This is a genomic window from Tepidanaerobacter sp. EBM-38 (genome assembly GCA_001896545.1).
Lineage (GTDB): Bacteria > Bacillota > Thermosediminibacteria > Thermosediminibacterales > Tepidanaerobacteraceae > Tepidanaerobacter.
The window spans coordinates 47,014-70,874 of sequence record MPOT01000086.1 but is presented as its reverse complement, the minus strand read 5'-3'; the positions used below and the strand labels follow the sequence as shown (position 1 = coordinate 70,874).

25 protein-coding genes are annotated in these 23,861 nt (G+C 37.7%); 1 reads left to right on the top strand and 24 read right to left on the bottom strand.

Annotation, left to right across the window (positions count from 1 at the left end; genetic code table 11):
* Positions 1-23: 23 nt before the first annotated feature.
* The 23 genes from nuoF to BUC45_RS09545 form a co-directional block, all read right to left on the bottom strand.
* A complete protein-coding gene (gene nuoF / locus BUC45_RS09655; RefSeq protein ID WP_296971945.1) occupies positions 24-1,817 on the bottom strand; it encodes an NADH-quinone oxidoreductase subunit NuoF in 1,794 nt (597 codons plus the stop codon).
* A 33-nt stretch (positions 1,818-1,850) separates the two neighbouring features.
* Positions 1,851-2,225 (bottom strand): (2Fe-2S) ferredoxin domain-containing protein, encoded by a 375-nt coding sequence (locus BUC45_RS09650; RefSeq protein ID WP_296971943.1) that lies wholly within the window; start codon positions 2,223-2,225, stop codon positions 1,851-1,853.
* A 1-nt stretch (position 2,226) separates the two neighbouring features.
* Positions 2,227-2,775 (bottom strand): ATP-binding protein, encoded by a 549-nt coding sequence (locus tag BUC45_RS09645; protein ID WP_296971941.1) that lies wholly within the window; start codon positions 2,773-2,775, stop codon positions 2,227-2,229.
* A gap of 2 nt (positions 2,776-2,777) precedes the next feature.
* Complete coding sequence (gene nuoE, locus BUC45_RS09640) at positions 2,778-3,266, bottom strand: NADH-quinone oxidoreductase subunit NuoE (RefSeq protein WP_296971939.1); 489 nt, start codon at positions 3,264-3,266, stop codon at positions 2,778-2,780.
* A gap of 62 nt (positions 3,267-3,328) precedes the next feature.
* On the bottom strand, positions 3,329-4,075 hold the full coding sequence (locus BUC45_RS09635; protein ID WP_296971937.1) for a PHP domain-containing protein: 747 nt from the start codon (positions 4,073-4,075) through the stop codon (positions 3,329-3,331).
* The gene (locus BUC45_RS09630; RefSeq protein ID WP_296971935.1) at positions 4,075-4,419 is read right to left on the bottom strand and encodes an AraC family transcriptional regulator; all 345 of its coding nucleotides are present in this window, start codon (positions 4,417-4,419) and stop codon (positions 4,075-4,077) included. Before BUC45_RS09630 ends, BUC45_RS09635 begins: the two co-directional genes overlap by 1 nt.
* Positions 4,420-4,431: 12 nt before the next feature.
* Positions 4,432-5,754 (bottom strand): [Fe-Fe] hydrogenase large subunit C-terminal domain-containing protein, encoded by a 1,323-nt coding sequence (locus BUC45_RS09625; protein ID WP_366750113.1) that lies wholly within the window; start codon positions 5,752-5,754, stop codon positions 4,432-4,434.
* Between the two features lie 23 nt (positions 5,755-5,777).
* On the bottom strand, positions 5,778-6,587 hold the full coding sequence (locus BUC45_RS09620) for an anti-sigma regulatory factor (RefSeq protein WP_296971931.1): 810 nt from the start codon (positions 6,585-6,587) through the stop codon (positions 5,778-5,780).
* Entirely contained in the window at positions 6,587-7,216 is a 630-nt protein-coding gene (locus BUC45_RS09615; RefSeq protein WP_296971929.1) for a redox-sensing transcriptional repressor Rex, read from the bottom strand. The genes BUC45_RS09620 and BUC45_RS09615 overlap by 1 nt, the downstream gene beginning before the upstream one ends.
* A gap of 133 nt (positions 7,217-7,349) precedes the next feature.
* The gene (locus tag BUC45_RS09610) at positions 7,350-8,288 is read right to left on the bottom strand and encodes an FAD:protein FMN transferase (protein ID WP_296971927.1); all 939 of its coding nucleotides are present in this window, start codon (positions 8,286-8,288) and stop codon (positions 7,350-7,352) included.
* Between the two features lie 160 nt (positions 8,289-8,448).
* Entirely contained in the window at positions 8,449-9,699 is a 1,251-nt protein-coding gene (locus BUC45_RS09605; protein WP_296971925.1) for a DUF1015 family protein, read from the bottom strand.
* 154 nt (positions 9,700-9,853) lie between these two features.
* The gene (locus BUC45_RS09600) at positions 9,854-10,828 is read right to left on the bottom strand and encodes an ABC transporter ATP-binding protein (RefSeq protein ID WP_296971924.1); all 975 of its coding nucleotides are present in this window, start codon (positions 10,826-10,828) and stop codon (positions 9,854-9,856) included.
* On the bottom strand, positions 10,818-11,816 hold the full coding sequence (locus tag BUC45_RS09595) for an ABC transporter ATP-binding protein (RefSeq protein ID WP_296971923.1): 999 nt from the start codon (positions 11,814-11,816) through the stop codon (positions 10,818-10,820). Before BUC45_RS09595 ends, BUC45_RS09600 begins: the two co-directional genes overlap by 11 nt.
* An 11-nt stretch (positions 11,817-11,827) precedes the next feature.
* Complete coding sequence (locus BUC45_RS09590) at positions 11,828-12,745, bottom strand: ABC transporter permease (protein WP_296971919.1); 918 nt, start codon at positions 12,743-12,745, stop codon at positions 11,828-11,830.
* Between the two features lie 14 nt (positions 12,746-12,759).
* Positions 12,760-13,686: an ABC transporter permease gene (locus BUC45_RS09585; protein ID WP_296971917.1), complete on the bottom strand. Its 927-nt coding sequence runs from the start codon at positions 13,684-13,686 to the stop codon at positions 12,760-12,762.
* Positions 13,687-13,771: 85 nt separating this feature from the next.
* Complete coding sequence (locus BUC45_RS09580; RefSeq protein ID WP_296971915.1) at positions 13,772-15,430, bottom strand: ABC transporter substrate-binding protein; 1,659 nt, start codon at positions 15,428-15,430, stop codon at positions 13,772-13,774.
* Positions 15,431-15,993: 563 nt separating this feature from the next.
* Positions 15,994-17,412 carry an Asp-tRNA(Asn)/Glu-tRNA(Gln) amidotransferase subunit GatB gene (gatB, locus tag BUC45_RS09575; protein ID WP_296971913.1) on the bottom strand — a complete coding sequence of 473 codons (1,419 nt, stop codon included), beginning with the start codon at positions 17,410-17,412 and terminating at the stop codon, positions 15,994-15,996.
* Positions 17,402-18,880 (bottom strand): Asp-tRNA(Asn)/Glu-tRNA(Gln) amidotransferase subunit GatA, encoded by a 1,479-nt coding sequence (gene gatA / locus BUC45_RS09570; RefSeq protein WP_296971911.1) that lies wholly within the window; start codon positions 18,878-18,880, stop codon positions 17,402-17,404. Before gatA ends, gatB begins: the two co-directional genes overlap by 11 nt.
* A gap of 22 nt (positions 18,881-18,902) precedes the next feature.
* Positions 18,903-19,193, bottom strand: coding sequence for an Asp-tRNA(Asn)/Glu-tRNA(Gln) amidotransferase subunit GatC (gene gatC, locus BUC45_RS09565; RefSeq protein ID WP_296971909.1), 291 nt, complete (start codon positions 19,191-19,193; stop codon positions 18,903-18,905).
* Positions 19,194-19,352: 159 nt separating this feature from the next.
* Positions 19,353-20,036: a DUF6391 domain-containing protein gene (locus BUC45_RS09560; protein ID WP_296971907.1), complete on the bottom strand. Its 684-nt coding sequence runs from the start codon at positions 20,034-20,036 to the stop codon at positions 19,353-19,355.
* Between the two features lie 106 nt (positions 20,037-20,142).
* Positions 20,143-20,805, bottom strand: coding sequence for an ABC-2 transporter permease (locus BUC45_RS09555; protein ID WP_296971906.1), 663 nt, complete (start codon positions 20,803-20,805; stop codon positions 20,143-20,145).
* Positions 20,802-21,671 carry an ABC transporter ATP-binding protein gene (locus tag BUC45_RS09550; protein ID WP_296971904.1) on the bottom strand — a complete coding sequence of 290 codons (870 nt, stop codon included), beginning with the start codon at positions 21,669-21,671 and terminating at the stop codon, positions 20,802-20,804. Before BUC45_RS09550 ends, BUC45_RS09555 begins: the two co-directional genes overlap by 4 nt.
* Entirely contained in the window at positions 21,661-22,047 is a 387-nt protein-coding gene (locus BUC45_RS09545; RefSeq protein ID WP_296971903.1) for a GntR family transcriptional regulator, read from the bottom strand. Before BUC45_RS09545 ends, BUC45_RS09550 begins: the two co-directional genes overlap by 11 nt.
* A gap of 199 nt (positions 22,048-22,246) precedes the next feature.
* Between BUC45_RS09545 and BUC45_RS09540 the strand changes: the two genes are divergently transcribed.
* The gene (locus BUC45_RS09540) at positions 22,247-23,572 is read left to right on the top strand and encodes a CCA tRNA nucleotidyltransferase (protein WP_296971900.1); all 1,326 of its coding nucleotides are present in this window, start codon (positions 22,247-22,249) and stop codon (positions 23,570-23,572) included.
* On the opposite strand, the gene BUC45_RS09535 is transcribed toward BUC45_RS09540, so the two are convergent.
* Positions 23,565-23,777: a hypothetical protein gene (locus tag BUC45_RS09535; protein ID WP_296972004.1), complete on the bottom strand. Its 213-nt coding sequence runs from the start codon at positions 23,775-23,777 to the stop codon at positions 23,565-23,567. The two genes, BUC45_RS09540 and BUC45_RS09535, sit on opposite strands and share 8 nt — an antisense overlap.
* Positions 23,778-23,861 lie beyond the last annotated feature (84 nt).

Below are 23,861 nucleotides of genomic sequence, written 5' to 3'. Positions count from 1 at the left end.
TTTTATCTCTCCCTTCGCTAATGCTATATTTTAACAATGGCACCAAATGGGCATCTGTCAAAACAACTATTACATTTTATACACTTTTCTGCATCTATTTTATGAGGCTGTCTTCTTTCTCCGCTGATCGCTTGAGTAGGACATACTTTCAAGCACATTCCGCAGCCTTTGCATTTATCAGCTATGATTTCATAATGTACTAAAGCCTTACAGGCACCGGCAGGGCATTTTTTATCTTTAATATGTGCTTCATATTCATCCCTGAAGTATCTAATTGTGGACAAAACTGGATTAGGAGCTGTCTGTCCAAGGCCGCACAATGCAGAAGCCTTTATGCTATTGGCCAGATTTTCCAAAAGTTCTATATCGCCTTCTTTTCCCTCACCGTTGCTTATTCTTTCAAGAATTTCCAGCATTCGCTTAGTTCCAATCCTACAAGGGGGGCATTTGCCGCAGGATTCTTCTTGGGTAAAGGTTAGGAAGAATTTAGCTATGTCCACCATACAGTTATCTTCATCCATGACGATCATTCCGCCCGAACCCATCATCGAGCCTGCTTGAATCAGTGTATCATACTCAATAGGCATATCTAGAAGGGATGCAGGCAGGCATCCGCCGGAAGGGCCTCCAGTTTGAACTGCCTTAAATTTTTTATTGTTTGGTATACCGCCGCAAATATCGTAAATAACTTCTTTAAGCGTAGTTCCCATTGGAATCTCTATAAGACCGGTGTGATTTATTTTGCCTCCTACCGCAAATACTTTAGTTCCCTTACTCTTTTCAGAACCTATACTGGAAAACCACTCTGCACCTTTGAGAATAATTTCGGGTACATTTGCATATGTTTCAACATTATTTATAATTGTGGGTTTATCCCAAAGTCCCTTATTTGCCGGGAACGGCGGTCTAGGTCTTGGCTCACCACGGCGTCCTTCAACAGAAGCAAGTAGTGCCGTTTCTTCACCACACACAAAAGCCCCTGAGCCAAGTCTTATAAATATGTCAAAACTAAAATCTGTTCCCAGAATGTTTTTACCTAATAGGCCATGGTTTCTAGCTTGTTCAATAGCTATTTCCAGGCGTTTTACGGCTATTGGGTATTCTGCCCTTACATATATATAACCTTCACTTGCACCAATGGCATAACCAGCAATCTCCATGGCTTCTAGTACCGTATGCGGATCACCTTCTAATATACTGCGATCCATGAAAGCCCCCGGATCTCCTTCATCGGCATTACATACCACATATTTTATGTCGCCTTGAGCATTTGCAGCAAACTGCCATTTAGTTCCTGTTGAAAATCCACCGCCTCCACGGCCTCTTAGGCCAGACTGTTTTACTTCATCGATTACTTGCTGTGGAGTCATTTCGGTTAATGCCTTGGCTAAAGCTCTGTAACCGTCATTTGCAATATATTCCTCAATTATCTCCGGATTGATGAGTCCGCAATGCCTTAGTGCAATACGCTTTTGTCTTTTATAAAAATCAATATCCATCAAAGAACGATAGCGCTCTTTTGTATCGCGTTCTTTATATAAAAGGCGTTCAACAATACGGCCCTTTAACAAATGCTCTTCAACAATTTCCGGCACATCTTCCGCTTTTACCGTACAGTAATAACTGCCCTCTGGATAAATAAGTACATTTGGTCCTAGTTCACAAAGGCCTAGGCAGCCTGTCTGAACTACTTTTACTTCTTTAGAAAGCCCTTTCTTTTCGATTTCTTTTTCAAAAGCTTCCATTATAGGTTCACTGCCGGAAGCTACACATCCGGTGCCTTTGCAGACCAGAACATGAGCCCTGTATATTTCCATTTTTACAACCTCCTCAAGTCCTCGTAATTATTATCATATATTTGGTACTACATATTCATCAACAACTTGTTTATTAATAATATGCTTGACAACAACTTCCCTAGCCTTTTCGGGAGTCATATTTACATAAGTCACTTTTGGATGATCCGGTTGAATAACATCCACAAGTGGTTCATACTGGCAAAGACCAATACATCCTGTTTCGGTTACAATAACATCATTTACATTTCTCTTTTTTAATTCATCTAATATTGCTAACATAACAGCTCTGGCACCGGCAGCGATGCCACAGGTTCCCATGCCTACAACTACACGGGTCTTGGTTTCATTGTCAACTCTTAAATTTATCATATCTTTAGCCTGTTCTCTGATTTTCTCAAGATCCTCTATCGACTTGATTACTGACATTTTACGCACCTCCGTTAATTTCCTTTAAGTTGTCTTCTATAAATCTTTTAATCCAATCCAACACCATTGGATTATTTATCGGTACATCGTGAAGTATCTTCTTTACTTCACGAGTATCCAGTATAAATGCTTTATCTTCTACGCAATGTCGATATATAAAATCCACATCAGGATGCACGGCAACTAAAGAAACCATAGTATCAGCCATGCTGCCTATGGGAGCTCTGTCAATATGGTTAAGGACAAAAGTTGCTATAACTTCTGTTCCCTTGCCTTTTTCAGAGTAAACTTTCAAATCTCCTCCACAGCTTTTAGCCGCTTGGGCAAAAAGCGGTATACCCATTCCTACTTTTCGAGTTGTCCTTGTGGTAAAAAATGGATCAATAACTTTCTTAGACATTTCCTCGTCCATGCCTGTCCCGTTATCCTTAATTTTTATTGTAAGTAAATCATTTTTTACATCTTCTACAATGTCAATTTCAACAAGAGATGCTTTAGCCCCTAGCGAATTTTGAACTACATCTAAAATATGCAGAGAAAGCTCTTTCATAATTATTCAAATTTCTTAAGAATATCAGGAATCTTGTCAGGGGTCAATCTACCGTATACTTCATCATTGATAATAATAGCCGGGGCCAAGCCACAAGCACCTATGCAGCGGCAGGCATTGAGGGAAAATTTACCGTCATCGGTTGTATCTCCAACTTCAATTCCTAGCTCAGTTTTTAATCTATCCAGTATCTTTTCGGCTCCTCTTACATAGCAAGCAGTCCCTAAACATGTTCGTATTTGGTACTTACCTTTTGGTTTAAGGCTAAAAAAAGAATAAAATGTGATGGTGCTGTAGACTTCACTTAGAGTAATATCTAGGGTTTCTGCTACCATTTCTTGAACTTCTATGGGTAGATAACCCATAATATTCTGAGCCTCTTGGAGCGCCTGCAATAAAGCTCCCTTTTGGCCCTTATACTTTTTTAACATTTCTTCGATTTGTTTGAGTTTAGCAGTAAATTCTTGCTGCTGATTTAAAGCTACCGCCATGTTTATTCTCTCCTTCATATGTTATAGTTCTTTCTTTCACTATTTACTTTAAAAATTAGCATCTACTCTTTAATGAATACCTTCCTCCCCTCTAAGCCTCTAAAGGCCATTAAGATTTCACTGTATTTCAAAGATTCAATATAAAAAAAGGTTTTCTGGTACACCATTTCTTTTAAGCTGTGAGCATCAGAGGATGTTATTAAAGTATAATTACTAACATCGTGAAATGATTTTCTGAAATCCGCTTCTGAAATTGCTCTGGAAAATTCCACCGCATCTATTTTTAATTTATCTGGAATAAAACCGAGCTGACTAACAATGCTGTAATGTTTTCTGTCTACATGTGCGGGAATTAATAATCCGTTTAGCTTTGATACCTTTTCCGAAATTTCTTCCACGGTTAGCGAAGTTGATGTCAAAAGCATTCGATTTTCTTCATCCAAGATATTTCCCTGACCATCCACAATCCATTGATGACCAAAATAACGCGGCTTATTTTCTATCTGTGGTAAAAAACAATAAATATATTCTTGCCATTCCAACACCTCATCTAGATTTTCAAAAAAGCACAGCATATGGACTTCTTCAACACTTTGCACTTCAATTCCCGGAATTACAAGGATATCATAATCCTTCGCAGTTTCTAACATGCTCTTTATATTTTTTGCCGAATTGTGATCACATACACCTAATATTTTAGTACCCATCAGTTTTGCCATATTTAAGATGTTTATAGGAACCATGTCATCGTCTGCACAAGGTGATAAGCAAGTATGAATATGAAGATCCGCTGGGAACTCGGCAAGCATTATTTAGACTCCCTCGATAGCATATTATACAGTATACCGCATAATTCAAAAATTGATTTTTCACTAGAGTAAATTGGTATATTCTCCTCTTCTGCTTTTTTTAATGTGTTTTCTTCAATATTGACATTTTCAGCCACAATTATTGCTGCAAGATTTAAGAGCGAAGCTACCGCCACTATATTTTGATGGCTTTGAATTGTTATCCAGACCTCATTTTCCTTAGCATGGGCCATTACCCAACTTAAAAGATCCGAAGCATATCCACCGCAAACATTTCTATCGAGGTTTGTGCTTTTAGTAACTAACTTTAAGCTAAGTAATTCTTGCATTTCTTTTAAGTTCACCGGTTATCACTCCTATCTTTCCTTTGTCTCCATGGTCGGAGGCAACTTTTGTGCAAGGTCATACATCTCACCGGCTAAGTGTTTTACTCTATCTCTAAGCTTGAATATGCAATCTTCTTCATTTGCTTGACCTTTTACAATATCTTCGGCCAGAGCCCTGCAATTAGGCGAGCCACAGCTGCCGCAATCCAGGCCAGGAAGATCTTTTACGGTTTTTTCTAAAAGTTCCATCTTGCGAATTGCTTCAACCAAATCATCATCTAATTTCAGAGAAGATTTTGGAAGAATTTTTCCTTCTAAATTATAGTATCCATCCTTGAACTGCTTCACTACTTTATTTTTATCAACCGAACTGTTAAAACCAAGTTTTTCTGATAATCTTCGTATTTTGACTCTCGCTATATACTGACTTTCTACAGTAAGAGCCCCACCGATGCATCCGCCTATGCATGCTTGACATTCAATATAGTCTATGTCAAAAAGTTTATTCATTTCAACTTCTTCTAATACTTCTATACAATTATGAATTCCGTCTACAGCTAAGTAGTTATCGCCACCTATGGCTAAGTTTTCTCCACCGGCCCTACCCCATCCTATTCCAAGACCGGAAGAACTGTTAAATATTGATTTAAATTCTTCGCCGTCCAGATTTTTTACTATATCACCAAAAATCCCCGAAATCGAAATCACTCCATCTAAATAGGATTTATCTGAGCCTATAGGCTGTCTAACAGAGGTAGCTTTGGCAGGACAAGGGCTGATAAAAAAAACTCCAATTTCCTCTGCCTTATAACCAAACTCTTTGTTTAAAATTTCCTTGGCACGTCTTGCAGCAATTTCCATTGGTGATTTGATAGGTATGATGTTTTTTATTAGTTCCGGAAATCTTACTTGTATAAGACGCATAACAGCAGGGCAAGATGAAGAAATAAGTGGTCTTATATCTTTATGTTTACTAATATACTCCCTAATAGCAAAAGAAACTTCTTCAGCCGCTAACGAAACCTCATAAACCTCATCAAACCCAATTTTCTTTAGTGCATATATAATATTCTTCGTCGAAGTACCTTCCTTGAATTGACCAAAAAGACTTGGAGCAGGAAGCGCTACCTTAAACTTAAATTCTTTCAATCTTGATATACTATCTGTAGCTGCATATTTTGCACTATTAGGACATATCCGTATGCACTCGCCGCAGTCAATGCATTTATTTTCTAAAATATGTGCTTTCCCATTTCTTACTCTTATTGCTTCAGTGGGACATCCTTTAATACAATTTGTACAACCTTTGCATTTATCAACATCAAGGGTAACCGAATGATAATATTGTTGCACAAAATCACCAGCTTTCAACCATGCTATAAATTAATAACCATTCTTACTTTTGTTCCTTTTCCGATAACCGAATCTATCTCAAAAATATCAGTAAATTTCTTCATGTTTGGAAGACCCATTCCCGCTCCAAAGCCCAATTCCCTTATACGAGCCGGAGCAGTAGAATACCCCTCTTCCAAAGCCTTTTGTACATCGGAAATTCCAGGACCTTGGTCTTCGGCAATTAATTCTATATATGCGGGTGTAATAGCAAAAATTAGTTGACCTTTATGAGCATGGATTACAATATTCATTTCGGCTTCATATGCAGCAATAGAAACCCTCCTTATAACCGAAGGATCTATTCCTATTTGCTTTAATACCATCTTAGCTTGTTCGGCTGCTTTACCGGCATTATTAAAATCGTTGCCGAGTATGTCATAAGTAAGTTTCATGGTCTGAGCCGATTCGACTTCTTCGGCTCGTTCGGGCTTCGATGTCACATCTTTTGTATGAGTTTGTCTAAGACCTGCCTCGTATAAAATTCCGCATGTTTCATACAGCGGCAAATTAGTTTTCAGCAGCGGGACTTTTGCTTGTCGTGCTAGCTCTATAACATCCTTCGGAGGAATTTTGCCTCGCACAAACGTAACCGCAACAAAATCGCCCATGACCGCCGTTTGAATAATCTGCCTATGGGTTAGACCTGTTAGAAGCACAGCACTGACTTTAGTATCCGCCAAAATATCACTCATGAGATCCGCACCACAAGCGCTCAAAACTTCAGTGTCCAAAAATTCGTCTCCCCAAAGCACTTCAGCCTGAAGCAGCTCTTTTATTTTTGACAGTTTCATCAAGCTTCCTCCAGATAGTAGGTCAAATACTCCAGTTGAGCAGATAAATCAACTCTTCTTAGGATTATATTTTCATCTACAGTAATATTTATAGGGGCAAAATTTATTATCCCTCTTATACCTGCTTTTACTAATTTATCCGCTACTTCTTGGGCTGCCTGTGCCGGTACTGCAATAATCCCCAGATTTATTTTCAACTCTTTAACCTTTTCGTCTAAAGCGTCTAAATGGTAGATATTTATATTAGATATTTTTTTTCCTACCTTTTTTGGATCATTGTCAAGGATACAGGCTATATCAAATCCTCTTTGATAGAAACCCTTATATTGAGAAAGCGCCTTGCCTAAATTGCCAGCGCCAACAATAGCTACCGACCAGCGCTTATCCAGACCTAAAATCTTCATTATATAATTATAAAGCTCTTTAGAATTATAGCCTACTCCTCTTGTTCCAAATTCTCCAAAATATGCTAAGTCTTTACGAACTTGAGCAGGAGTGACACCGGTTGCCTTCGCAATATGCTGCGACGACACGGTTGTTATCCCTTTTTCGTGAGCTTCAATTAAATATCTTGAATATAATGATAAACGACCGATAGTAGCATCCGGTATCTTGATCTTTTTTAGCATAGCTGTGCAACACTCCTTCGCAACTAATTTTAGCATAACAGTACTCTTTTTACAATAGAAAAAGTGAAATAAGTCACAATGTTATATTATTATCAAAATCTTTGTTAATTATTTAACAAATTCAATCCATAATCTACTTAATGCAACTTTCCATTTTGAAACGTTTATTTGTAACTTTGAAATTGTATTTATTAATTCCTGAACTTGCATATACTTTATAATCGCCGGTTACAAAAACTGCTTCTATGTTTTTTTGTCCATTCACAAATTTTATTCCATCACTTAAACCCATGGAAAAGACAACGGTAGACAGCGCATCCGCATCTATGGAACTATCTGATATAATTGTTACACTCATTAAACTATTTTCTATCGGAAATCCCGTATTTGTATCTAATATATGATGATACTTCTTTCCATTCTCTTCAAAATACCTTTCATAAGGTCCGGAAGTAACTAAGGTTTTATCTGCCACTTCTACCGTAGCAAAGATGCTTCCCCTTACATCAAAAGGATCTTGTAAGCCTATTTTCCACGGCGTACCATCAGGTTTTGTACCTATAGCATAAAGATTGCCGCCTAAATCAATCAATCCGCTTTCCACGCCACTTTGCATTAAAACCTTAACCGACTCGTCTGCAGCATATCCTTTTGCAATTCCGCCCAAATCCAAAGCCATGCCTGCCTTTTTTAAAAATACGGCATTTTGGCTTTCATCAAGTTTTACTTGCGTGTAATCAATCAGTGATAAGGCTTTTTTTATTTCAGTAAGCGTAGGAACATGTGCCTTGTCGGTTCCAATACCCCATAACTTTACCAAGGGACCTACCGTTATATCGAATTTACCTTCGGACAGTCTGGAATACTGCAGACCTTTTTTAATAACGAAAAAGGTATCCGGACTTACCTTGCAGAGCTCCTTTCCGGCTTTTTTGTTTATCTCGATTAATTCACTAGATTCAGCGTTTAATGTCATTTTTTTTTCAATATCGGCAATTCGGTCAAATGCTTTATCAATAGCTTCAGAGGCGCAAGGCCCGAAAGCCTCTATACTTATTACGGTATCGAGCAAAAAATTTGTCTTCGTAACCGGTTCACTGTTCTCGGAATTACCACAAGCAGAAATACAAAAGATAAAAATAACAAGAAGGGTAAGGGCTTGTAATTTTGTTTTTAAAACATTGTATTTCGTATCTATTTCCTCCCTTCGTAAAAAGTTTTTTATATTTCTGCTATTCCTTTATTGAGTGAATAAATATCCCGCTTTGTAATTTTGGTTCAAACCAAGTAGATTTCGGTGGCATTATCAAACCTTCATCGGCAATTTTCATAAGATCATCTATCGGTGTAGCAAACAGTGCAAAAGCTATACGCATCTGGCCACTGTCAACACGCCTTGTCAATTCTTCCACACCTTTTACTCCACCTACAAAGTCAATCCGAGAATCAGTCCTTGGGTCTGTAATGCCAAAAACCGGTGAGATTATTAGATTATGAAGTATAGATACATCTAGACTTTCTACAAGATCATCTTCATTAAAGCTGTTAGGCTTGACTTTCAAGCCATACCATTGTCCATCCATATACATACCGAAAAAATGCTTTGCTTTAGGTTTGAAAGCTTCTTTGCCCTTGTATACGAGTTCAAAATTTTTATCAATTTTCTCAAGTAATTCTTTTTCACCAAGACCGTTTAAATTTTTTATAACTCTGTTGTATTCGAGTATGGTCAGCTGTGTGTCGGGAAAAATAACCGAAAGAAAATAATTATATTCTTCGTTACCAGTATAATTGGGATTCTTTGCCCTTTCTTCCAACCCTACCTTTACGGCTGCGGCCGCTCTGTGATGACCGTCGGCTATATAAATTGCTCTAATATCTGCAAATAAGTCTACAATTTTTTTTATGATTCTATCATCATCAATCACCCACACAGTTTGAACAACCTTGTCACTTGAAACAAAATCATAAATCGGGGTATGCGATAAGGTCCAGTCATCAACTATGCTTGTAATTTCACGATTTTCACGATAAGTCATAAGTATAGGTCCTGTATGTGCTTGAGTGTATTTTACATGATTTACTCTGTCTTGTTCTTTAATTGGCAAGGTGTGTTCATGTTTCTTAATAATATCATTTACGTAATCATCTAAAGATGTACAAGTTACTATACCTTTTTGACGCTTACCTTCTCTTTCTAATTGGTATATATACAGACACGGTTTTTTATCCTGTATGTATACCTTTGCTTCAATCATAGCACACAATTTCTCTCGAGCTTTTTCATAAACTCTCGCATCGTACGGATTTATTGGTTCTTTAAAAGCAGTTTCCGGCCTGTCAATGTGTAAAAATGAGTACTTATTATCTTTTGTAAATTCTCTGGCTTCTTCTGTAGTTACCACATCATATGGTAGTGCTGCAACTTGTGATGCCAGCTTAGCTGTCGGCCTTAAAGCTTTGAACGGTTTTATTGTTGCCATATTATTCCTCCTGATTTTGCTTTGTTTTGCTAGTTTTTTATCTGCAATAATATACAGGTCATCAAGTAATATCATTATTAATTATTACCTAATGACCTGATTGTAGCATATAGCGCTTATACCTTTCAATATTAAAACAAACATTTTATCAGAATTAGTATAAATGACATGCAATAAAGTGTTCTTTGCCAACATCTCTTAAAACCGGTTCCTGCTGGCTGCATATAGGCATGGCATACTGACATCTCGTATGAAAGCGGCAGCCTTGCGGAGGATTTATCGGTGTCGGCACATCACCTTCTAAAATTATCCTTTCTCTTTTAACTTCAGGATCAGGAATGGGTATTGCCGAAAGAAGTGCTTTAGTATAAGGATGAAGCGGATTATCGTATAGTTCATTCTTCTCCGATACCTCTACGATTTTGCCTAAATACATGACACAAACCCGGTCACTTATATGTTTTACCACACTTAAATCATGTGATATGAATAAATAGGTAAGCTCAAATTTTTGTTGGAGTTCCTGCATAAGATTTAGCACTTGCGATCTCACTGAAACATCAAGTGCTGAAACTGGTTCATCACATATTATAAGCTCCGGGTCCACAGCCAATGCCCTAGCTATTCCGATCCTCTGGCGCTGACCTCCGGAAAATTCGTGAGGATAGCGTCTTATATGCTGGATATCCAATCCGACAACACTTAAAAGCTCAAGAACTCTTTCTTCCTTTTCCCGTCCTTTTGCCAAATTAAAAATATCCATGGGTTCGCCAATAATATCTCCAACTGTCATACGTGGATTCAAGGATGCATATGGGTCCTGAAATATTATTTGCATTTTTTTGCGCATTTCTCTCATACGACTTTTTGTAAGTTTTAAAACATTTTGACCCTCATATATGATTTCACCCTCAGTTGCATCTATCAGTCTCAATATAACCCGACCTAAAGTAGATTTACCGCAACCGCTTTCTCCAACTAGGCCTAAAGTTTCTCCGCGCTTTATAAAGATATCTACTCCATCTACGGCTTTTACATAACCTACGGTCTTGCGAAGCAATCCCCCGGTTATTGGAAAATATTTTTTTAAGCCTTTAACTTCAAGTATTTTATTCTGACTAGAGTCCACTCATTCCGCCCCCCTTCCACTCGTTGCAATATTTCCAACAACACACTTGATGACCGTTGATGGTTATAAGCTCAGGTTCCTTAGTAACACATATTTCTCTGGCTTCGGGGCACCTAGGATGAAACCGACAGCCTTTAGGCATATTAAAAGGGTTCGGAACAGTTCCCTCTATGACATAAAGCTTTTCTTTAGGCTGGTCTAATCGTGGAATAGACCCCATAAGGCCAATAGTATATGGGTGTTTCGGTTCTTTAAAAATAGTCCTGACATCTGCATATTCTACTACTTTGCCAGCATACATAACTAAAACGTTTTCAGCCATTTCAGCAACTACACCCAAATCATGAGTTATCAGCATGATGGAGGTATTTAATCTTTTCTTCAGATCCTTCATCAATTCCAATATCTGAGCTTGAATGGTAACATCTAGGGCTGTTGTAGGTTCATCAGCTATAAGCAGCGACGGATTACAAGAAAGAGCCATGGCTATCATTACCCTCTGCCGCATGCCACCACTCATTTGATGAGGAAAATCATTTACTCTTTTATCCGCCGATGGTATGCCGACAAGATTTAACATCTCAACGGTTTTATCCATTGCTTGCTTTTTGTTTAAACCCTGATGCAGCTCTATGGCTTCAGCAATTTGTTCTCCTACTGTAAAAACCGGATTCAGCGATGTCATAGGCTCTTGAAATATCATGGATATGTCATTTCCACGAATCTTACGCATTTCAGCTTCTGATTTTTGTAAGAGGTTTTCCCCCCTGAAAAGTATTTCTCCATCCACAATTTTCCCCGGAGGACTAGGAATAAGCCGCAAAATAGACAGAGATGTAACACTTTTGCCGCATCCTGACTCACCAACTATTCCCAATGTTTCTCCTTCTTTAATTTTAAAATCAACTCCATCAACAGCCGGAACTACACCATCTTCAGTATAAAAATAGGTTTTTAGGTTCTTTACTTCAACTAAATTTTCAGACACGATATCCCTCCTTACTGCTTAAGCCGAGGATCAAGAGCATCCCTCAGACCATCGCCGAAAAGATTAAATCCTAAGACCAATATCATAATAGCTAAGCCGGGAAAAACTGACCACCACCATTGGCCGGAAAGAAAATACTGTTTTCCTTCACTTATCATATATCCCCAGGCAGGTTTTGGCGGTTGAATTCCAAAACCTAAAAAACTGAGGGATGATTCCAGCATAATTATACTGCCAATTTCCAAGGTAGTTTGAACTATAATAGGTGCTAAAATATTTGGCAGTATATGTTTAAATATAATCCTTTTGTCGTGACTACCGATGGCTGTTGCAGCTTCAACAAATTCCATCTCCTTAAGTTGAATAACTTGACCTCTTGCAACCCTTGCAAAGGACGCCCATGAAATAACGCCTATGGCCATGTAGAGCAGGGGTAGACTGGGCGGCAAATACGCTACCAATGCCAAAACAAATAATAAAAAAGGAAATGCAAAAATTACATTTGTAAGCCAACTTATAAAATCATCAATGATACCACCGTAGTAGCCCGCTATACTCCCAAGTATTACACCGATTATAACTGATATGGCCGTTGCTGCAAATCCTATCTGTAGAGAGATTCGCGCCCCGTAAATTACTCTGGTGTAAATATCCCTACCGTATACATCAGTTCCAAACCAGTATTTGGAACAAGGCGGAACGAGTTTGGCAGAGGGGCCCTCTGTCCAAATAAACTGTTCATTAGGGTCATACCTGGTAATATATGGTGCAAAAATTGCAGCTAAACAGATTATTATAATAAGCCACATTCCAAACATGGCCAGCTTATTCCTCTTAAGTCTAATCCATCCGTCTGCCCAAAGACTGCGACCTTCCATTTTTTGATTAATATTCTTTTCTTCTTTTTGTTTTTCTATTTTTGTTTTCATGACTCATCCCCCTATCAATCGTACTTTATTCTCGGATCAAAAAATGGATAGGAAAGGTCGACAATAAGATTTGCTAAAACAAAAATAAATGCCATAAATAGCACTACTCCACGTATAACCGGGAAATCTCGATTTGTCAAAGCTTCAACACTGAGCCTGCCTATGCCTGGCAATGAAAATATTTGCTCTGTAATTACCACACCGCTCAAAAGACTTGCAACCTCTATACCTATGACTGTCACTACCGGGATTAATGCATTGCGCAGGGCATGCCTCATTATAACTACCCTCTCAGATAGTCCCTTAGCTCTGGCAGTCCGTATATAATCCTGTCTGACTATCTCCAGCATGCTTGAACGGGTAAGTCTTGCAATGAGAGCTGCGGGTCTTAATCCTAGAACAATTGACGGGAGTACATAATAAATCAACTCCCCGTTTCCCGTGCCGGTGCCGGGAATCCAACCTAGTATTACGCAAAAAAGCACCACAGACAGCAGTGCTACCCAAAAAACAGGAGCTGATATTCCAAGAATGGCAAAAAACATCGCCCCATAATCAATCCATGAGTATTGCTTTACCGCTGAAATAATTCCCAGCGGAACACCAACAAGGATTGCTATTACAATAGCAAAAAATGCCAATTTAAATGTAACTGGGATCCTAGTAGTTATTGCCTCTACTACTGTCATATTATTTCTATAAGATTTACCAAGATTTAACGTAAGTGCATTTTTCATAAAATCTAAAAATTGAATAGAAAGTGGCTTGTCAAGTCCCATTTCATGTCGTATTTTTGCAATGGTCTCAGGATTCCCCCTCTGCCCCATCATAATTCTTGCAGGGTCTCCCGGGACAATTGTAGTGAGTATAAATACTACGGCAATAACGCCTATCAATACCGGGATTGCTCCTACAAGCCTTCTTATGACATAATTCAGCAAATTCTTTTCCCTCCTCGTCTAGAATGTTTTGCGATATATTTATGCATGGCTTCCTTTTCAAAAGGAAGCCATGTCTTAAACTTCTTTATTTTTCTATATCTAAATTGGTATATTTGAGTGAATATGCACCGAAAAAGGGCACTCTCATATTTTTAACATAGGGCTGAGCTAGACCATGTGTAGTGTAATGATATATAAATAACCATGGTGCCTCTTCTCGGGCTATTGACTCAGCCTTTTTATAAAGTTCTTCACGTACGGCAGGATCTGTTTCTATTCTCGCCTTCATTGTAATTTCGTCAAAATCTTTATTGCTAAATCCTGTATAGTTTCCATTTGGGCCGATATTATTGGAATGCAAGAGTACATAAAGGAAATTGTCGGGATCCGGATAGTCAGCAACCCAACCCATACGGAAGAACGGCACCTCTAGCCTATCAGCAGCATCAAGTAAAGCTCCCCAATCAATATTTTTTAAACTGACATCAATGCCAGCCTTCTTAAATTGAGCTTGGAGTGCTTCGGCTATTCGCTTATGAGCATCGCTGGTATTATAAGTAAGCTCAACTTTTATACCATTGGGATATCCAGCTTCTTTAAGCAATGCTTTCGCTTTTTCTACATCATAGGTATACTTGGGTTCGATATTCTCATCATATCCCATCATTCCCGGCGGTAGAGCACCGGATGCAGGAAGAGCTCTGCCGTTTTTTACTATGTCTATTAAGCCCTGGCGGTCAATAGCGTAGTTAAAAGCCTGCCTTAGCGGTTTATTATCCTTAAATGGGGCCATTGTAAGATTAAATCCGTAGTAATATGTGCCAAGTTCGGCTCTTTCTATAAAGTTCGGCATCTCTTTAGCTTCATTGTAATACGGGTCATCAACTTCCTCGATTATATCAAAATTGCCTAATCCGAATTCGGTCCACTGCATTGCCAAGTCCGTAACTATGCCGAATTCTACACCGTCAAGATAGGGCAGCTGATTGCCATTTTCATCTTTTGCCCAGTAATTTTCATTTTTAGAAAGTACAATTTTATCATCTTGTATCCATTCCTCAAATTTAAACGGACCTGTGCCTACTGGATGGAAATTAAATTGATCCGTTCCATGCTTTTCCACATCTTCTTTAGGAAGAACGTTAAAGGTATTATAAGCCAGAATACTTAGGAATGGTGCAAAGGGATAATCCAGCTCTATTTTTATTGTATAATCATCGACCTTGGAAATTCCAGCAATTTGCTCGGTTTTCTTTTCCTGATAGTCTTCATAACCCTTAATCATGTCCAAGAAATACGCTCTCGGTGAATTGGTGTCCGGATTTAATATATAATTAAAGGACCAAATCCAGTCATCGGCAGTTACTTCGCGACCACCGTTAGCAGTTGGTTCTCCCGCAACTGAACTATGGAATTTAACGCCTTTTCTAAGATGGAAAACATATTCTAATGCATCTTCGGAAATGTCCCATGATTCTGCTAAAAGCGGCTGTACATTTCCCTCGTTATCATAGTCCACCAGTGTTTCGAAAATCTGGTAAATAACTCTTGAAGACGAAGTATCTGTGGCAAAGACCGGGTCTAATTTAGGTGGGTTTGACATAACACCTACTCTGAGAATTTTAGATGCTTCTGTCTGAGGTTGTTCCTCTTTACCCTGCTCGGCTGGTTTTTGTCCACACCCTGCCAAAGCTGTCGCAGCTATCAACAAAGCAAGTATTACTACTAAACTTTTCTTTAACACTAAATCCCCTCCTAATAAAATTAGAATATTTAACCTTTTCATCAACTTGCTAAATCCCCCAATAAATCTTCTATATTTTGTAGAAAATTCCCCCCTTCAAATTTGCTCATTTATGTTATATTGTATAAGGTCATAATTATTCCTCGGATAGTTTTTGTTTTACTAATTAATCTATCAGAGGATAATGACCTTTCAAATATTAACAGGAATAATCTACATTATAAATATAATATAGCATGCAAGTTATACTGCTTTGAACGAGTTTCTAAAACTATGATATTGCCATATTACTATTTAATTATTCGATAACTAATCAAAAAATCCTTCATATTTACTATATCAGTTTTTAACATAGTGTTAATTCTAATTATCAATATAAAACATCAATTACTTACTTTAAAGTTAATTTTAAACTAGAGATATCGATATACTGTTCTTGATTATAATATTAGGTGCTTTATATTGACCTTGAATTTAGAAAAAAGAATCTTGGCATTACAACCAAAATTGTTTATAGAGGCTGTTTTAAAACAGCCTCTATAAACAATTTTACAAAATATTTTTCAATCCAATAATCGAATTAATATGGTATTTACCATCTGTGGGTTTGCTTTACCTTTTGTCTCCTTCATTATTTGACCCACAAGAAAGCCCAGTGCTTTTTTCTTGCCGTTTTTATAATCCTGAACTGATTTAGGGTTATTGTCTATAACCTTTTGTGCTATACTTTCAAGCTCAGCTTCGTCCGAAATCTGAATAAGACCTTTTTCTTTTACTATATCCTCAGGGGATTTCCCTGTTTCAAACATATCCCTAAAGACATCTTTTGCTATTTTCCCACTGATAGTGCCTTTGTCAATCATCACAAGCATATCTGATAATTGCTTCGGAGTAAATTTCAAATTTTTGATGCCCTGCCCTGTTTCATTCAATATACTCATTAATTCTACCATAACCCAATTGCTGACTACCTTTGGATCATGATAATATTTTACACATTCCTCATAAAAATCTGCAAGAATTTTAGATGCGGTAATAACTGAGGCATCATATTCCGGGAGGCTGTATTCCTGCATAAACCTTGCCTTTCGTGCATTGGGCAGTTCGGGAATTTTGCTGCGTATCTCCTCTTTCCAGTCATCTTTTATGATAATAGGTGCCATGTTAGGTTCAGGCGAATATCGATTCTCCACTTTTCCTCTCATAAAAGTAGTAAAACCTTGTGCCTCATCCCAGCGGCGGGTTTCCTGAGTAATGCTTCCACCACTTTCAAGAATTTCTTTTTGACGCTTTTCTTCATATTCTATCGCACGTCTTACGGCTCTGAAAGAACCCAGGTTCTTAATTTCGACTTTTGTTCCGAATTCTTTGGAGCCCTCCGGTCTAAGAGAAATATTTATATCACATCTTAAGGAGCCTTCTTCCATTTTGCAGTCAGACACTTCAATATATGAAAGTATTGTTTTCAGGTTATTTAAGTAAAGCCATGCTTCTTCTGCTGACCGCATATCAGGCTCTGATACTATTTCAACAAGCGGCACACCTGCCCTGTCCAAATCCACAAGGGAATAGGCGCTCCCCTCTTCATGGATTAATTTGCCGGCATCCTCTTCCATATGCATGATTCTTATACCTATACGCTTTTTTTGACCATTAGGCTCAATCTCTATATATCCATTTCTTGCCAGCGGAATATAATATTGAGATATTTGATATGCTTTAGGAAGGTCTGGATAAAAATAGTTTTTCCGGTCAAATCTGGAAAGCTCGGCTATATCACAGTTAAGAGCCAATCCGGCTTTAGCAGCATATTCTACAACACTCCTGTTCATAAGTGGAAGGGCCCCCGGCATCCCGAGACAAATCGGACAGCAGTGGCTGTTCGGTTCTTTGCCAAATTCGGTACTGCAGCCGCAAAATATTTTTGTTTTTGTTAAAAGCTCTACATGTACTTCAAGACCTATAATAGTCTCATAATTCATCACTAAAACCCTCCTCCCATTTTATCCGCTTTTCGTGGTAGTTTGTATTCTGCTCAAAAGCATATGCAGCGCGTAAAATTGATGCCTCGTCAAATGCTTTACCTATAATCTGAAGACCAATGGGCAAGCCATCTGAAAAACCACAGGGAATAGATATGGCAGGAAGGCCTGCAAGGTTCACAGGGGTTGTATATAAATCGTTCATGTACATTTTCAGCGGGTCATCGATTTTTTCTCCAATTTTAAAGGCTGTGGTGGGAACCGTAGGCGTTATTAAAAGATCATATTTATTAAAAGCATTTTCAAAATCTTTTTTTATGAGTGTCCTGATTTTTTGAGCCTTTAGATAATATTTGTCATAGTTTTGCGCATCTGACAAATATGTACCCAATATGATACGTCGCTTAACTTCAGTGCCAAAGCCCTCGCCTCGACTTTTTTTGTAAAGGTCTTTTAAATCCTCATATTTTGTAGCGCGGTGTCCATACCTAATACCATCATACTGGCCTAATTCAGAGCTTGACTCGGCCGCAACGGTAATGTGGTACGCCCATAGTGCATATTCGGCATTTGCAAGACTTATTTCTTCGCAAATACAACCGAGATTTTCATAAATCTTAGCTGCATTTAAAAAGGCATCCTTTACATCTTTATCAATTACATCATTATCTAAAAATTCTTTAGGTATGCCTATCTTTATGCCATTTAACTCATCATGTAAACATTTAAGATAGTCGCTTAACGGTATATCCGACGATGTCGGATCAAAGCTATCAATGCCTGCAATAGCAGAAAGCACAATGGCACAATCTGTGACATCCTTTGTAATGGGGCCTATTGCATCCATGGTTGAAGCAAGTGCTGCTACTCCGAATCTGGAAACCCTTCCATATGTGGGCTTTAAGCCTACTACACCACAATAAGCGGCAGGTTGCCTTATTGAACCGCCCGTATCAGAACCAAGGGCATACAGGGATTCATCGGCAGCCACAGCAGCGGCCGAACCTCCGGAGGAGCCTCCGGGTACGCATTCAAGATTCCATGGATTTTTAGTCACTTGGAAAAATGAGCTTTCAGTAGAAGAACCCATTGCAAACTCATCCATATTGGTCTTTCCCAAAATTACAGCATTTGTATCTTTTAATTTTGATATTACTGTTGCATCATAAGGTGGCACAAAATTCTCTAACATTTTTGAACAGCAGGTAGTCTTTAAATCTTTTGTGCAGATATTATCCTTTACGGCCATTGGAATTCCGGTTAGAGGCTGCGTAAAATCGGCTTTCTTATCTGCCAACCTGGCTGCTTCAAGGGCTCTATCCTTATCAAGTGTGACATAAGCTTTGATTTTGCCATCAAAGCTATCTATCCTATTGAAAAGGGCACTCGTCAGTTCTTCAGACTTTATTTCCTTTTTCTTTAAAAGTTCATTTGCTTTATTAATCGTAAGTTCATGAAGTTTCAACATACTGCCTCCAATCATAAATCTCTCATTCTTCGATTATCCTGGGCACTCTAAAAAATCTGTTGTCCTTATCAGGAGAATTCTTTAAGACTTCTTCTATAGGAAGGCTCTCCCAAACCACATCTTCTCTGAGAATATTTCTATCCGTTATTGGATGAATTGTGGGCATAACCCCTTCAGTATCAACTTGATTCAGTTTATCAAAACATTCTAATAGGAAACTTAGCTCTTTTGAAATTCTGTTTTTTTCCTCCTCAGAGATATACATGTGAGCTATATCGGCCATACGTTCAACTGTATCTTTATCCATAATCATGTTTTCACCTCTCTTATTTATTTCGGCCACTAACATTTCTTAATTTTATCATTTTACGGCATATTATACAACGGGTTGATTAATCCTGATATAAAAATTGCTTTGATAGAAATAATATCATTTGTCCTTATTTTGATTCTTGTCGCTTATTAATTAATCTTATTTAAGCTGATATGTTTTAATAAAGTAAGAGCGATTTGGATTTATTATTGTCAAAAAAGGAATCATATCATGTTGTGCTTGGACATAGATATCCTGTATAACCACATCTTCTACTTCGGGATATGTCGTAAAAAACTTTTGAAGAACTCGCCCAAAGGGTTTTGCCAAAAGATTAGCAAGCAAAAATGCAAGTATTACATTTAATAAGGATAAATGATGTGAAGAAAAAAGCACGATTATAAAAACCAGGGAAAATAGGAAGTTTGCTGCCGCAATAGAAGTCCCGCATCTGGGATGAATGGCCAATTCCTTTTCGCCGTTTATCATGCGAAATTGTGCTTCCTTAACTGCACTCATAACTTCGTAAATTGGCGGAAGGTCCGGACCTGAAAGCGAAAATCCGTTAGAATATGCTAACCCCCCTGCCTGCAGAGGTCTTCCGTATCTTTGCTCCAGCACATTTATAGTGGCGTGCTCTAGGCTGTGATTTTTTCTAATTCTACGGTCTGAAGCAATCTTTATGATCTGCCATGGTATGGTAATTATATTGTAAAAGGAATTGAATACAACAACATATGGTAGTAAAAACAAAAAACCTATACCCAGAAAAATCAATATAGGTATAAACAAATACGGGAAAAGCATAGCTATGATTAAAAACATGAGCAATGAGAATATCATTATGCACGACCTCCTTACAATTTACCTCTTGGTTTATTATAACATATGAGGCAGTAATTGCGATGAGGACTTTTAAAAAGTTATGAGCTGTAAAGTGATGGCCCTTTTATTTTCCCGCATCATAAAATTTTATAGAAAGTTTTGCTGATACTGCAAGTATAACAAGTGATACTGCAGAAAGTGTCAGCAATAATATTATATTGCTCCTTGAAATCTCATTGATAAAGTTGATTAGAGGAGTTAGAAACCGATGCAATTGGTTAACCGGCACTGGGAAATTTGTAATATTTATTAATTCTTTAAAGCCGAAAGAAGCTCCCATAATTATAATAAACAATACTGATTGAGAGGTTGCAGCTTTTACATAACCGTACTTAAAAAATATCGGCAGGTAAATGGCGTAGACAATACTTATAGCTAAAATCGAGAAGGCAAAACTTGCAAAATAGATATCCAAGTTTTGTCCGCTCAAGATGGCAAACAATAGGCAAATTGCTACTACTATAAATAATACCGAGATACCCAAAATGTATTTACTTAAAACAATGGTGGATGCTTTTATCGGCAGTGTCCTTAAGAATATGTCACCCCTATCTTTATCATCATAGTAGCAGCTTCTTATAAGCACACCATATGAAGTTATACCCACTCCAAATAATACCATTGGAGCTGAGCTTCCCTTTAAAACCAATATAGCTGCCAAGAATAGCAAAACAAATGACATATACTTCCTATTTACATAAAGATCTTTTATAACTAGATGTCTCATTTTTGATTCTCCTTTTTTGCAAGATGCAGTAGTACATCATCAAGACTTATTTTATCTATAGTAAGCAAAGACATATCATGACAAGCTTTAAAAGCATCTATGTCTTTCACGATACCGCTAAAACCTGTCTTTGATACTTTTAGACCTACCAGGTCATCTCTATAATCATCTGATTTATTGATATCACCTTTGACCAACTTCCAGTCGTTTAAGATTTTATCTTTTTCTTCCGAAAAGATTATCTTGCCATTGTCGATAAGTGTTACATAGTCTGCTATTTTTTCTATATCCGAGGTAATATGTGATGAAAAAAATACTCCATGCCTTTCATCTTGAATGAACTCCATCAATATATCAAGCAACTCATCTCTTATAACAGGGTCAAGCCCCGAAGTCGGTTCATCCAGTATAAGAAACTCAGGCCGGTGGGAAAGTGCAATGGCTAATGCCGTTTTCATCCTCATTCCCTTTGAAAGCTGTTTTATTTTTTTTGTTTTATCTACACCAAATCTTGTCAATAATTCATTAAAAGCTGCCCCATCCCAATCCGAATAAAATTTCCCTGCAAAATTCGCTGTCCATCCCACCGTCAAATCATCATAAAAAACCGGTTGTTCGCCTACATATCCTGTTTTATTTTTTATGGGTATTTCATATTTTATATTGTCTTTACCAATTACATTTATTTTACCGGAATCCCTTCGAATCATATTCATGATAAGTTTTATTGTGGTAGTCTTTCCTGCACCGTTCGCACCTACAAATCCCATTATATAGCCTCGCGGCAGCGTGATATTTATATCACATAGCTTAAATTTATCATAATTTTTATTTAGGTTTATTATCTCCAAAATATTATCTTCCACAATATTCCTCCTCCAAGATTTTATAAAAAATGTTTTCAAGATCTTCACGTAAAACTCCGGTTCTTTTGGCCTCATCAACTATCTCTCTCATTTGTTGTTGAATTTTGCGCAAACTCAAAGATGTAATTTCGTCCACATCATAATCCGCTACAAAACTGCCTTTACCAGGGCGCATAACAATAAGCTTTTGCTGCTCCAGCTCAAAATAAGCGCGCTTTGTCGTAATAACGCTGGTTTTTAAATCTTGAGCCAACTGTCTTATAGACGGAAGGGCATCTCCCGGCATAAGCTCGCCCCTTAATATTTTAGTTTTTATTCCCTCAGAGATTTGCTCATAAAGAGGCCTCGGATTATTATTAGAAATTGGTATAAACATAGTGCCTCCTAATCTGTATATATCGTATATACACAGTATATATTATATATATGGTGGTGTCAATAGGTTAAAAAAATATAAGTTCTATGTAAACAATTTTGTTTTTATATTTTGTTCCCTGCCATGCTTTGTTAAGCAAGTATATTAGTGTATAATATATTTAAATACTATGAATTCGGGGTTTTTTATTATGATTCAAATGAGCATGCCATCTGCCATAAAGAAAATATGTAATAAACTTAGAGCATCAGGATTTGAAGCTTATGTTGTCGGCGGCACAATAAGGGACTTGATAATGAACCGTCAAAATTCTGATTTTGATATAGCCACAAGTGCTTTTCCCAATGAAATAAAGTCAGTTTTTCCAAATGCTAAGCCTTATGGAAATTTCGGCACCATGTTGGTAATTGCTGATGGATTAAAGGTCGAGATAACTCCTTTCCGCAATGATGCCCCCGGAAGAAAGCCCGATTATGTTTTTGGAGGAAGCATATATACTGATCTTGCAAGGCGTGATTTTACAATAAACTCTATTGCTTATGACCCTATTGATGATGAACTTATAGACCCATTCGACGGAATAAAAGATATAAAAAATGGCGTAATTAAATGCACCGGGTCTACAAGAAGAATTTGGGAGGACCCTCTCAGAGCTATGAGGGCGGCTCGGTTCCAGGCGCAGCTCGGATTTTCAATTGATGCTTCAACATTGTATGCTTTAAAATCTCATGCCAAGGAGCTTACCGGCGTATCTCAAGAAAGAATACGCGATGAGCTTACAAAAATTTTAACGGCGGATTATAATTTTGACGGGTTAGTAACACTTGTCATAACAGACCTTATGAATTATATAATACCTGAGCTTATGGCCGGTATGGGAGTCATGCATTCCAATAAACCTGTGGATGTATTAGAGCACAACCTTATCGCCTGCAAGGTTATCAGGAATACACTGCCTTTAAGACTTGCAGCACTTTTGCACGATATTTCAAAACCTGAAACTGCTGTAAACTGCGAAGAAGGTTTGAGGTTTCCCAAACATCAGATTGAATCGGCGGCTGCTGCACGAGAAATTTTGCAAAGATTAAGGTTTGACAATAAGACTATAAAAAAAGTGGTTCTTTTGATTGAAAACCATATGTTTTTTTACACGGAAAACTCATCTTTAGCTGATGCCAGAAGGCTTATATCGAAAGTAGGATGGGAGAATATATACAATCTGATAGATTTGCGAGTAGCAGATAAAATAGCAAGCGGTTTTGACAGGGTGTATTCGCCGGGATTAAAAAAATTAATTATGGATATTGAGATAATAAAAAATGAACAATGTGGTGATTACCAAATAAAAGACTTGGCGGTAACCGGCGAAGATATTATGTCGGAATTGGGAATTTCTCCGGGACCCCAAGTCGGTAAAATATTAAATATTCTCTTGGACAAGGTTATAGAAAATCCATCATTGAACAATAAAGCCGCATTGCTTGAGATTGCTAAAACTACTCTTGCTGCTGAACAGCTTACTTAATTATATAGTAGCACGAGTCTATCTCATCATCGCCAATTTCCGGAAGTTTCGATTTTAACTGATTTATTACCTGCTCATCGATTCCGTAAAATTCACCGCCCAGAATCCTTGAGCATACATTGTGACTTGCATGTGAACCCTTGTGTCTTGTTACAAATTGTAGTATTTCTTCAATTTGTTTCTCTTTTTCTATCAATAAAAACACCTCCTGTTTTATATTCAAATATCCTGTATTTTACCGTGCAGGAGATCGAAGACTAAGTTATCTTTATTTTAACCACAGGAAGGT